Origin of the sequence: Arenibacter catalasegens (assembly GCF_002909235.1) — a bacterium.
In the GTDB taxonomy this organism is placed as follows: Bacteria; Bacteroidota; Bacteroidia; order Flavobacteriales; family Flavobacteriaceae; genus Arenibacter; species Arenibacter catalasegens.
This window is the reverse complement of the sequence record NZ_PHQQ01000050.1, coordinates 1-13,069: the sequence shown is the minus strand read 5'-3', so window position 1 is coordinate 13,069 and position 13,069 is coordinate 1. Positions and strand designations below refer to the sequence as shown.

6 protein-coding genes are annotated in these 13,069 nt (G+C 39.8%); all 6 read right to left on the bottom strand.

Translation table 11 applies throughout. From position 1 onward, the window contains the following. Positions 1-101: 101 nt before the first annotated feature. Positions 102-605: a hypothetical protein gene (locus tag CWD90_RS22330; RefSeq protein ID WP_157941306.1), complete on the bottom strand. Its 504-nt coding sequence runs from the start codon at positions 603-605 to the stop codon at positions 102-104. A 206-nt stretch (positions 606-811) separates the two neighbouring features. Beyond that, positions 812-6,118 carry a beta strand repeat-containing protein gene (locus CWD90_RS22325; RefSeq protein WP_157941305.1) on the bottom strand — a complete coding sequence of 1,769 codons (5,307 nt, stop codon included), beginning with the start codon at positions 6,116-6,118 and terminating at the stop codon, positions 812-814. Positions 6,119-6,514: 396 nt separating this feature from the next. Continuing rightward, positions 6,515-8,161 (bottom strand): immunoglobulin domain-containing protein, encoded by a 1,647-nt coding sequence (locus CWD90_RS22320; protein ID WP_157941304.1) that lies wholly within the window; start codon positions 8,159-8,161, stop codon positions 6,515-6,517. Positions 8,162-8,592: 431 nt separating this feature from the next. Beyond that, positions 8,593-10,530, bottom strand: a complete 1,938-nt coding sequence (locus tag CWD90_RS22315; protein WP_103478271.1) for an OmpA family protein — start codon at positions 10,528-10,530, stop codon at positions 8,593-8,595. A 10-nt stretch (positions 10,531-10,540) separates the two neighbouring features. Further along, entirely contained in the window at positions 10,541-11,494 is a 954-nt protein-coding gene (locus CWD90_RS22310; protein WP_103478270.1) for a PorP/SprF family type IX secretion system membrane protein, read from the bottom strand. A 15-nt stretch (positions 11,495-11,509) separates the two neighbouring features. After that, on the bottom strand, positions 11,510-13,069 hold a 1,560-nt coding region (locus tag CWD90_RS22305), incomplete at its 5' end, for a gliding motility-associated C-terminal domain-containing protein (RefSeq protein ID WP_157941303.1).

The following is a 13,069-nucleotide window of genomic DNA, read 5'->3' as shown; positions in this document are numbered from 1 at the left end:
CCAAAAGAAGGCATACCGAAATAGGAAAAGTGCCGCCCGATCAAATTTATAATGCTAAAAAAATGGCATCATGATAAACTAAGGAATACCTTTAAGCTGTCTTACAGATGGGGAGTAGTGTACTTGTCCCAATCCCCGCTTCCAGTAATAAAGCGAATGGAGGAAGATGCCGATATTTGACTTGCAGTTAGAGAATATGAAATAGTACCTGTACCATTGCTATTTAAGGTTGAGACCGTTTGCCAAGAGGATCCATTCCACAATTGTACCAATAAGGTTTCCCCACCTCTACTAGAACCATCATAATTAAAGGTAAGCGTAACAATGGATGCCCCCGATAAATTTAAATTCCTCTGAATTGTCTCATCAGACAATCTCCTAAAGCGTAATACATTACTGTTGATTCTAATATTGCCCTTATCTGGATCATTGTCATCATTGGTTTCGGTCCAATTAGAAGAAAAATTGTTGGTCCCATTGTTGTTGGAATAAGAAACGGTATTAAAATTATCCAAATAGGTTTGCTGCCCAATCATTTGGTAGCAACTGAAGAACACCATAAAAAGAATAAGTATCCTTTTTCGAATGAAAATTCTTGTTTTCATTATGTAGCGCTAATCCTAGGAGATTAACGTAACAAATGTATTCCAAGATAAAATATAAATTTTGGAAATGTTGTGTACTTCAATAATATAATGGTCAACAATTAAAATAACAATATCTCAAATAATAAAAGTATCAATTTTTAACCTTATTCAACAGCACATTACATTGAAACCGATACATGACCTTATTGAATGGCATGATAAATTTAATCCTTTTTTACCCTATATGTTATTCTTCTATTGGTGATAACATTGTAAGTCTTTATAATACTTTGCGGAGAAAACTCAGAAGTAGAGTTGGACAAGGTGGCGGTAGATGTTATAAAATTGCCTTTTACCACCCCTGGCGGAAGCGGAATAGTAAATTTAAATCTATTTGTATTGTCCGTATTTCCATCCAAATCCGTATAAGAAGAGGCACCTATAGCCGTATCGGCCCCACTACCTTCTACCAGAGTGGCCAAATAGGTCTGACCCTCCCCATAATCTGTAGTCATACCCAATTGATTATCGCCTGCTATGGCACTTCCCTCATTTATATCCGATAAAAACAATTCTATGCTTGCCCCTGGCCTAGACCAACCTTCGACAACTAAATTTGTTCCCGTAGCAAAGGCCGCTGAAATAATGGGAAAATTCAATAAATCGTTGGGGCCAATATCCCCATCTCCATTATCGTTTAGGGTAATCCCATCACCATTGTTTGCCGTTTGATCCAAGTCTATTCCTAAAGATGGAGTTCTCTGCCCGTTGTTATACATAGAATTCTGGGAAATAAATATTCCCGAAACATTGTCCGCTACCACCATGCCTTCCCCTTGGTTACTGTGGATTACATTCCTATAAACAGTAGCATCGGCTGCCTTTAAACGGATTCCGGAATCATCATATATACCCCCGCCACAGGCCGTATTATTTATACCGTTATTGGTAATGGTATTTTCTGTAACCATAAGTCCAGCTGCATAGTCAACCCCTTCAATCCCTATTCCTGCGGCCTCATTGATTAGATTGTATCTAATTGTAATCCCACTTCCATCTTCTATTAAAATATTATCTGAACAAGTATCGTTTGCCCCATTTCTGTAAAAGTGATTATATTCCATCACAGTTGTGCTTCCGCCATTGAGATGGACGGCTGCAAGATTGGACCCGCTTAAATAATTACGTCCAACATTGGTTGCCCCGTCATTAATTTCCACGGCATATTCCAAATTACCGGATTTTATGCCAAGTGCATTTACCCCTAACACATTTTCATATAGAAATGCCGTCCCTAAATTTACTTCAACAGCCGAATTATCATCCGTGTATACCGCCAAATTTCGTAGTGTCGCACTATTTCCTTCCAACCTGAATAATTCTTTGGAATCGCCTCGAACTTGAATCTCCGGTAATTCATAAATAGGCAGGGAAGTTGCAGAAATTCCCACATTACTTCCACCATCTCCTATAGTTCCGGAATTACTATCCCCGGAATAAGCGGTTTGCGTCCTACCGTCAATAATCGTATTGGTGCCAGTTATTGTAGAAAGTTGGTACGCATCTGTAATGAAAATATCAAAATAACCACTGGCAAAGTTAGTATCTGCCGTTCTACCCAATGCATCTACCGTTGGAGGTATCATAAATATTGAGGTATCTTCCCCTGCTGCCGGGTTAAATATGGAATTGGCCTCTATGTCCAGACCTTTTTCATTTAAATTATTTGAATTGACAATAAATTGTTCCAAGGAACCCTGTCCAAATTCGTTGGTATTTACAATGGCATTAAAATTGAAACCAAAATCTATGCCTACTACCCCATCACCAGCAACGGAGACGGTTGATACACTTTGGGCATTATTTAGAACACCCAAGGCCACATCTTGCTGTGCAGTGGGATACGCCCCTCCAACTTCGTCCGTTACATCTATCAAGGAAGAAGGGCCGCGATACTTCCTAAAAGTTTGTACCGGATAACAGGTAGAGCAATTGAGGCCTCCCCTATTGGAACGCACAGTAGAATTAACGGCTTTTATACGATAATCGCCGTCGGCCATTCCACCAAAAGAATAGTACCCGGTGATATCGGTAGTCTTTCTTTGAACAAAGTTACCGGAGGAATCAAAAAGCTCCACCACAGCACCTGAGACCCCCAAGCCACCCGAAGACAACCTGTCTCGACCGGGTCCGCCAGGATAATTCACATCTTCATATACCCGACCTGCAATTAAATTGGATGGGACCTTAATAACCACTGCCGCGGAGATTACAAAATCCTGACCCACATCTACATTGGCTGTAACCTGAGTGTCCGATGGTAAAATATAAGTTGATATGTCATAGGTATCCAAATCTACACCATAAGAATTTGAAGTATTATACACAGGCCCAACCGTATTGTCATATATTGTGGAATTGTAGACGTTGTTCCCAGTTTGGCCTCCGTCGCCCGAAAGCACATAAGTGGTTCCTGATTGATTGGTTATGGAAAGTTCTTCCGGGTTAGTGGAACCTGAACTGTTTCCGTCCAATGTTGAATCTCCCTCCCATGATAAAAATGAGGCCTTTGCTCCTGAACCCGCTATGGCAAAGAACGAATCCAAGGTAAAAGAGGTACCCGAATTACTCAAACCATCAAAACCTTGATATAAGTTAATATTCACAGCAGGTAACGAGGGGTCTTCATAAAACACGATTAATGTCCATCCTCCTAGCACGGTAGCGGTTGAACAATAATTACCTGTATTGTCAATATCCAAATCACTAAAATCGTAAGTGTTGGTTGAAGGATTGGCAATCCCTTGTACAATACTCGTTACATCACTGACATAGCCATAAAAATTTCTATTGGTAAGTGTGGTCTGATATAAATAGTTCGCCGAAACGTTCTGGCCTTCAAATGTTACATCCGGATCCCGCACCGTATTAGAATGTGCCCAATACAAATAAGCCCTTTCCACTGTTGCCGTGGCCGGGATGGGTGAAACCAGTGTATTGGAAGAAGAGTTAGTTATAGCACAGGCGTTGCCACCATTACTTTCCGTTCTTAAGGTACCTCCAGTAGTGGAGTAATCGAAATATCCGTCAAACTCCTGAAACAATGTCAATGGGTCATTGGCAAGTATCTGGGTATTAATGGTACCTGTTCCGGTATCGGCATAATTTATCGTCCCATATGATGCAGTTGCACCGGTAAATCTAATGGTAAACTCTTCAGCATTTTCCGGGATACCGTCATTAGCTATTGGGACAGAAATAGTTTGGACATTACCTAACTGACCATTAAAGGTCAATGTCCCTGTTGTGGCAGTATAATCACTACCTGCCAAGGCAGAACCATTTACGGTTTCAAAATTTACGGTGAAAGGCACATGTACAAACCCAAACAAGACGCTATAACCATGACGTGCACGTGTCTGTCTAACCGTAAAGACCGCATTACCCACATCTTCATCAAAAGAAATGTCATCTATGACTATTTTTGGACCCTCGGGATAACAGTTCACAACTGCTTCCCAACCCTCTGCCGTATTAGAACCGTTGGAAGTAAACCTAAAAGTTAAACAGCCAGAACTATGGGTAGATTCAATAATATCCGGCACATTGTTATTATTATACTGTCCTATTAAGGTACCACCTGTTGTTGTCCCTTCATAGACAGATAAAAGGTCTCCATTGGCAACATCAAAACCAGTAAAATCCAAACTAATATAATTGTCAACAATATCGGGACATATGGTATACACTACATCCTGATTATTACTATAATTATTTATCCCGCCTGGATCTAGGAATGTGGCGCTACACGTATTTACAGTGGCCCCATCTGTCATTATTATACCGTCATTATCAATAATTGTTGCCGTAGCGGTATCTGTAAGATTTACACTACCATCGGATGAGCCCGTTAACTGTACAGTAAAGGTTTCAGGACTTTCAATTATTCCATCATCAAGTATGGCAACGGTAAAAGTTTCAGTATCACCTGATGTCCCATTAAAATTTAAAATTCCAGAAGATGTTGTATAGTCAGCCCCAGAAGTAGCGCTACCATTCACCGTACCATAAGTGACGGTAAAGGGACCGGATGCATTTGGACCATTATGGGTAACGGTAAAAGTTGCAGTACCTGCTCCTTCGTTTACCGAAACATCTTCAATATTCATTCGTGGCCCTCTTGGAAGGCATGAAATTAAGGCTTCCCAGCCTGCTCCATTTACACTGTAGTCAGACGTAAATCTAAAAGTCAAACACCCCGAGGCGTTAGTTGCTATTATTGATGTAGGGGGCGGATTGCCATTGTGATATTGACCTATTAAAGTGGCAGATGTTGACGTCCCATCATAAATATATAGAAAATCATACCCTGATTCAACATCAAAACTGCTAAAATCCAATCTCAAATCCGTATTAATGGTATCTGGACAAAGCGTATAGGTCCGGTTTTCATTATTTGAATAATTTCCAGTTCCTCCAGAGTCGAAAAAAGCACCACTACAACTATTTTCAGTTAGCCCATTGGTGATTATTTTGGCATCATTATCAATTATAGACCCAGTACCCGTATCCGTAATAATAACGGATGGGTTAGATCTAGCCGTGAATTGAATGGAAAAATTTTCCAAATTTTCAACCGTCGTATCTTCGAGAATATTTACAACTATCGATCTTGTAACCCCCGAAGTACCCGTAAAAATTAAGGTGCCAGTTGTTGCTGTATAATCACTGCCCGAAGTGGCCGAGCCATTTACGGTTGCATAATCAACAGTAAAAACACCTACTGTATTGGCACCGGTATGGGTTACTGTAAAGGTAGCTGTTCCGTCTCCTTCGTTAACAGTAACATCGTCTACAATAATTACAGGAGCTGTGGTATAAACAATGGTTAGTACCGGCGCGCCTGAAGAACTACCATCACGCGATTCGGCAGTACGTTGACCCGAACCAGTAATTACAAAAACTATGGAATTTCCGCTACTCCAACCACCTCTATCTACAATTTCCTGTACAACGGAACCTAAGTTAGGAGTCTGTTGGTTAGGCCCAGCCTGACCAACGGAATTCCATGCTGGAATATTGTTCCAAGCAACAGAAGCAGTGGTCAATGTTCTGTCCGATATGTCGTCATCATTATTCGAAAAATTTCCTGCATTATTTGTGTCTTGTCCACGGATTACAAGAGATGTTGAACCAGAATCTGTTTCATCTGCAGTAAACTGAATATTAGCACTAACTATAGTTGCTCCTTGTGGAACGTTGATATTCCGGAATCTTATACCAACCAACTGATCGTTACTCCCGTCTCTTATAAGTTCCAAATCCGAGCTACCCCTATCCATATCTCCATTGGATACGCGCTCCTCAGCATCATCATTGTCATTGGAAACCTGGGAAGTTACTGTTGTTTGTCCAAAACCATTGGATATCCCTAAAAATAGAAATGATATTAAACAGAAGGTGAAAATACCTTTAAAATGTAGTGATGGTACTAACCCCTTGAAGAATCTAAAGGGCCTAACTCCATCCATTTCAAATATTTTTTGGATTAAAGCCACGGCATTGACGCTCGCAAGTTTACACGCAAATGTTTTTGAACTGTCTCTATGCTTGTCTGTAACTTTGATAATAATGGCTTTTTCTATTACTTTTTAGTGTTTCAAGTTTTTCAACTCTAGTAAAACAAGTAAAATCGAGCTTAAAAATATACAGGAAGATGCCGGATACCTAAAAATTGTTGTGTAAGGAACCTAAGCCACCATGAATAGTATGTATTCTGCTGTTTAGATAATTAAAAGGTTTGAAAATTGATTAATTTTTCAGTGTATTTGGACGATAACTCCCCTAGAAACAAGGCTTTGAAATATTCAAAATAGAAATGCCAATACGGTAGAAACGGTTTTATTATAAAGTCTCAAAAAACACTGTTACAAATCAACCCTATAGGTTATTCTCCTATTGGTGATAACGGTTTTCACCTTAACCGTCAACAATGCTGAGGATGAAAATGTAGCTGGACAACTAGAGCCCGATTTTGAAGCCAAAACACGATATCTATATCCATTTTTATTTGCTCCAGCCGACTTAACCGTTAAGGCTGTAGACTGAGTACCTGCGTACTCCGCACCGTTTGAAATGTTGTTGAAAACCGTACCCCCATCTGTACTTACCTGCCATTGATACGTATCTGCATTAGTTGTAGTTACTGTAAAAATAGCATTACCTCCGGTAAAAACAAATTGATCTGGACCTATAAGGGCTGTTGAAGGTGTATCTTGGGTGACGATTATTGCTGTTCTAGCCCCACTAAGGCAATTGGTTGTCGTATTCCTTGCCTCTGCATAAAAAGTACCAGGGCCGGCAGGGGTGTAAGTTGTATTGCCCAGTAATAGTAATGTTCCTCCACTGGCAGAATTGTACCAGTCCACTGTCTGGCCCACACCTACAGATGCAGTTATGCTGGGCACGGCATCTCCAGTACAATAAGACTTATTACCTCCGCTGGTAGGTGCACTTACCACTGGACAAGCGCAGTTAGGTGCGGTCACAGGTAGTTGATTGGTACAACCATTGGCATCTGTTACCGCTACCACAATATTGGTTCCTGAAGGCACATTGGTTATGGCCCACACATTACCAGAGGTATTAGTGACGGTGCCTGCTGTACTTGTTACCGTTCCCGAGCTAACAGTTACCTGCAATTGGTATGTAGTAGGCGAAAATAGCCTAAAAACACAGCTAGGAGAACTGGTGACCGAAATCGTTGGCCTTGGGCGAATGGTTAGTTTTACGGCAGTTCTAAAAAGGCTTCTGCGACTGGAATCTGAATTGTCCACACTTTCTCCGTAATAAGTAACATTTCCTACCGTATTTAAGGTTGGAGACACTGGAGAACCTCCACTAGTAGCAGTATACCATACCACGTAGGCACCAGAAGGAGGGGTTGCAGAGGCGGTAAGTGTCTGTATTGGATTGGCTGCACATTCGGTAATATCCCCATTACTAGTAGGGGGAGGCAAGGCCTCTTCTATATCATCAAAAGAGTATTCATAACTTCCGTTACCTTTACAGGACGAAAACTCTCTAGTCCCTAGAAAAATTCTTTGGGAATTATTACAATTCTTATCGGTGTCGATCTGTCCTCCATTGTTGTAAATTATAGCGTCTGAGGGCAAATGTAAATCTGCATTACCGTCCCATGTAAGAATTCCATCACTTTGAACCGCGACCAACATTATATTAACAGTTAAATCCCCATTATTAGGCAATGATAAGGTATCACTTCCGCCAGATTGGTTTCCAATAATAAGCTTGTCTATCGTATAAGAAGTAATATTAACATTCAAGGATACATTATTGCCACTACCAATGGTTACCGTGCCTACATTACTGTTTTGTCCAGGATATGATGTGGCATTGACCCATGCAACTCCATTATAGATTTGCCAAGTACTTGAACTGCTCCAATTGCCCGATGCCTTTGATCTATAATCACCGGTTACCTGTGCTAGTGCAGGGAAACCGACTACCAAAAAAAACACTACTAGAATAAAACGTTTTAATTTATGATTCAAGCGCACGGGTACAACAGTTATATACTCTTAATTTTTTCAATCAATAAAAAACTCATAGAAATAAAACGTTTTAGATAATTCCACATTATCATTCAAATAAAAAACGACTTTATTAATGGGTGAAAATATCAAATCGTGGAAACATTTAAAACATAATGTTGTAAAACCCAAAAAAACCATGGTATAAGGCGTATTAAGCATTATAAACCCTCAAAATTTGTACAACAAAACGATAATTTTTCTTAGTGGGAATGTAATATCTAAGGAATAATGTTTTTAAATTAATCCCTTAAAAGGAAAATTTAACCATAGGAGAAGAAAAGTTAACCAATACTATTCCACTTATATAATACTAGGACTGGTATAATTTAACAAACAAAAATGCAGTTGCTTCCGCAACTGCATTTCGATATAATTTGAGAATTTGGCAACTATTCCAAAATCAAGAATTCCGATCTACGGTTAAATTGGTGTTCTTCCTTAGTACATTTTACGCCATTCATACATTTATTTACCAAACGAGTTTCACCAAAACCTTCACCTTGAAGACGCTCTTTCGCAATTCCTTTAGAAATCATATAGGCCACTGTAGATTCCGCTCTTTTTTGGGAAAGCCACAAATTATAGGAATCATCCCCCTGACTATCGGTATGGGAAGTAACCTTAAGTTTTAAACTAGGATACTTTTCCATGGCGGCAATTACTTTTTGAATCTCAATTTCAGCGTCGCGCCTTACATTATATTTATCAAAATCGAAATAGATGGTGCTTAACTGTAATAATTTCGCCAAATCATCCCCATAACCTGCTGTCACAGTATCTCTTTCAAGGTAAAAATCGATAATTATTGGTTTACTGTCCGATAAATTTAAATACTCCTCAGAAGGCACATATCCTTGCATAGTTGCCCTTACAAAATTACCTTTATTACAATCTATTGCAATGCTATAGTTGCCATTAGAATCTGTAATTACAGAAGCCAATTCCTCATTGTTTTCATCGATAACCTTAACTGTAGCACCCACCAACACTTCATTGGATATTTTATCCCTAACGGTACCTGTAATTGGTTTAATACAATCGAATTCCAATTTTTTGGTCTCTACAAAACTATATATATCATCCTCTCCCACTCCATTCTCACGGTTTGAAGCAAAGTATCCATTTCTGGTTTCCTCGTTCATAATGAACGTAAAATCATCCAATACACCATTCACGGGTTTTCCCACGTTTAAAACTGAGCCGATGTATTGGCTGTTGGAGATTTTGGTAGCAAAAATATCCAATCCACCCAAGCCTGGATGACCATCCGATGAAAAATATAATATATTCTCACTTGTAACGTACGGGAAAGTTTCGCGAGCTTCCGTATTAATAATATCCCCCAAATTTACAGGGGTCCCATAAGTACCATCACTATTTATAGCCACTTTAAAGATATCCGACTCTCCATATGAACCTGGCATATCTGATGCAAAATACAATAGATTCTCATCTGGACTAAGTGTAGGATGTGCTATTGAATAGGATTCACTGTTAAAGGGAAGCTCTTCAATTTGGGTCCATACTCCATTTTCTTTAGTCGCCTTAAATATTTTTAGACGTACAACCCCCTTTTTGTCCTTTACGGTTTTGCCATCAAAAAGATTATTCCTAGTAAAAAAAAGCGTATTGCCATCTTTGGTAAAAACCGAGGTGGATTCATGAAATCTGGTATTGATTTCATCCCCAAATTTAACCACCTTATTCTCGGAGGTACTGTCAACATTTATCTTATAGAGATCCAAGAAATCTTTGGAATTCCATGTATGTCTATATCGTGCCAAATTACCTGTATCCCTATCCGAAGAAAATATCAACCCCTGCTTATAAAAGGTGGGGGCAAAATCTGAATATCTTGAATTAAATTCGAACTTACCAATTTCATATCTACCTGAATTTTCTTCTATTTCAGCCAAATAATCCCTTTCCTTCATATAAAGATTGGCCCTAACATCCTCAGACGTCATTTGGGAAAACTGAGCCATTACATCTTTGGATAAATCATAATCCCCCATTGATCTTAGGGTCTGGGCATATCTAAAATAGTATTCTGGGCCTATACCCTCTTTATATTCGTTTAATAGTCTTTTATAGATTTCGGAAGCCTCCTTGTATTCTGCATTAAAATAATAAGAATTTCCAAGTTTCATTAATAAATCTGCTGACGTATAGCCCTTGTCCAATACACGCTTATATATATCAATTGCCGGACTAAAAGAGTAATCCCTATATTTTTCATCTGCCTTGTTTACCAATCTATCCTGGGCAATGACAACATTACCAATGACAGAAAATAATACCGTCAGCAAAAAAATTCTTTTTATCATTTTATTTTTTTTAAAAGAAACGCGGTGATACCATTCTTTGGAACGATTTTACCAATTCAAATCTTAAAAATATTTCAAAAGACCCATCATTAAATTGAGTTCCTCCCAACTCAGTGGTTTCTCTATCATATGCCAGCCCAATCATGAACTGATCACTCAACTGAAAACCTACCATACCACTTATTGCCGCATCGAACCTATAGGCTGCGCCAAAACTAAATTTGTCATTAAACAGGAAACTGGCGGACAAATCTATTTGCAAGGGGGCACCACCAACTACCTTGGTCAATAGCGCAGGCTTAAACTTAAAATTATTGTTTAAGTCAAACACATAACCTGTAATCAGATAAAAATTCATCCGTTCCGCGGAAAGGAATTGTACCGAATTAGGATCTCTTTGCGAATTGTCAAAATACTGTGTCTCCACTAGGTTAGGTGCAGAAAGTCCGGCATAAAATTTATCTGTGTGATAATACACCCCTACCCCAAAATTGGGAGAAAATTTATTATCAATATTATCGCCTTGAATATTTTCCGAATCAAAATTGTTCAATCCGTTGAAATCCAAATTCAACATATTGCCTCCGACCTTCAATCCAAACGATAATTTGGCGTCCAAAGCAACATCAACAGTATATGACAATACCGCATCGAACTGAGTTTCCTGAACCACACCGTCTCCAATATTGTCATTGATAATAGAAATTCCATACCCTAATCTACTATTCCTTATAGGCGAATGTAAGTTTAATGTCTGCGTTTTAGGAGCGCCTTCCAAACCAACCCATTGAGATCGGTATAACCCAGCAATACTTAATTGTCCCCTAGAACCCGCGTATGCCGGGTTTACGCTCATAGTATTGTACATATACTGGGTAAATTGGGCGTCTTGCTGGGCGTACAGTCCCGCAAAAAGGGAAAACAACATTAAAACGGTAACGAAGAGACTCTTTTTATATATCATCTACTATAAAATATATTATTTACTGACATAAATATAACCACTATCTGTAATATTCTTCTGTTTATTTTCGTACTGGAAAATATAATAATAAACACCGGCTGGCAAATAACTATTTCCTGTTACGGTGGATCTTGTCTTTGACCTGCCGTCAAAGACATTGTTTTGGTTATTATATCCTTTTCCTTCATAAACTGGAGCTCCCCAACGATTAAAAATTTTAATGGTATTGTTGTGAGCATTTTTAACACCCCTTATAAAAAGGAAGTCATTTTTCCCATCTGAATTTGGAGTCACCAGTTGATTAACTTCAATTTTTTCATCTTCATCTCCCAATTCTACAATCACTGTTACCGTGCCAGCATCGCAATTTTCAGCATTGGCCACTTCACAGATCGTATAGTCTATGGTATAGGTGCCATCCTCGGTACCAGGGGCTACGCTTACGCTGCCATCCTCGTTTATCGTAAGTTCCTCTGTAGGGGTCGAGGTAAGCACTACAACAGTAGGCAATACCGGATCTCCGTTCAGGGTATCGTTGTCAAGTACGTTGCTGTTAGGGATTACTCCACTGTTATCGGTATCTGTGGTATATGTATCATCCACCGCATCCAATATATTGTCCATATCCGGACCTACCTGAATGGTTACAGTGCCCGAATCACAATTGTCCGTATTGGCCGCTTCACAGATCGTATAGTCTATGGTATAGGTGCCATCGGCGGTACCAGGGGCTACGCTTACGCTGCCATCTTCGTTTATTGTCAGTTCGTCCGTTGGGGTCGAGGTAAGCACTACATCAGTAGGCAATACCGGATCTCCGTTAAGGGTATCGTTGTCAAGTACGTTGCTGTCAGGGATCACTCCACTAACACCAGTTTCTACAGTATATGTATCATCCACCGCATCCAATATATTGCCCATATCCGGACCTACCTGAATGGTTACCGTGCCCGAATCACAATTTTCAGCATTGGCCACTTCACAGATCGTATAGTCTATGGTATAGGTGCCATCCTCGGTACCAGGGGCTACGCTTACGCTGCCATCTTCGTTTATTGTCAGTTCGTCCGTTGGGGTCGAGGTAAGCACTACATCAGTAGGCAATACCGGTTCTCCGTTAAGGGTATCGTTGTCAAGTACGTTGCTGTCAGGAATCACTCCACTAACACCAGTTTCTACAGTATATGTATCATCCACCGCATCCAATATATTGCCCATATCCGGACCTACCTGAATGGTTACCGTGCCCGAATCACAATTTTCAGCATTGGCCACTTCACAGATCGTATAGTCTATGGTATAGGTGCCATCCTCGGTACCAGGGGCTACGCTTACGCTGCCATCTTCGTTTATTGTCAGTTCGTCCGTTGGGGTCGAGGTAAGCACTACATCAGTAGGCAATACCGGTTCTCCGTTAAGGGTATCGTTGTCAAGTACGTTGCTGTCAGGAATCACTCCACTAACACCAGTTTCTACAGTATATGTATCATCCACCGCATCCAATATATTGCCCATATCCGGACCTACCTGAATGGTTACCGTGCCCGAATCACAATTGTCCGTATTGGCCGCTTC

Bases quoted from the DNA above. Each gene is read 5' to 3' on its own strand.
- CWD90_RS22315 (WP_103478271.1), bottom strand. From the start codon at position 10,530: ATGATAAAAAGAATTTTTTTGCTGACGGTATTATTTTCTGTCATTGGT.
- CWD90_RS22325 (WP_157941305.1), bottom strand. From the start codon at position 6,118: ATGGATGGAGTTAGGCCCTTTAGATTCTTCAAGGGGTTAGTACCATCA.
- CWD90_RS22330 (WP_157941306.1), bottom strand. From the start codon at position 605: ATGAAAACAAGAATTTTCATTCGAAAAAGGATACTTATTCTTTTTATG.
- CWD90_RS22310 (WP_103478270.1), bottom strand. From the start codon at position 11,494: ATGATATATAAAAAGAGTCTCTTCGTTACCGTTTTAATGTTGTTTTCC.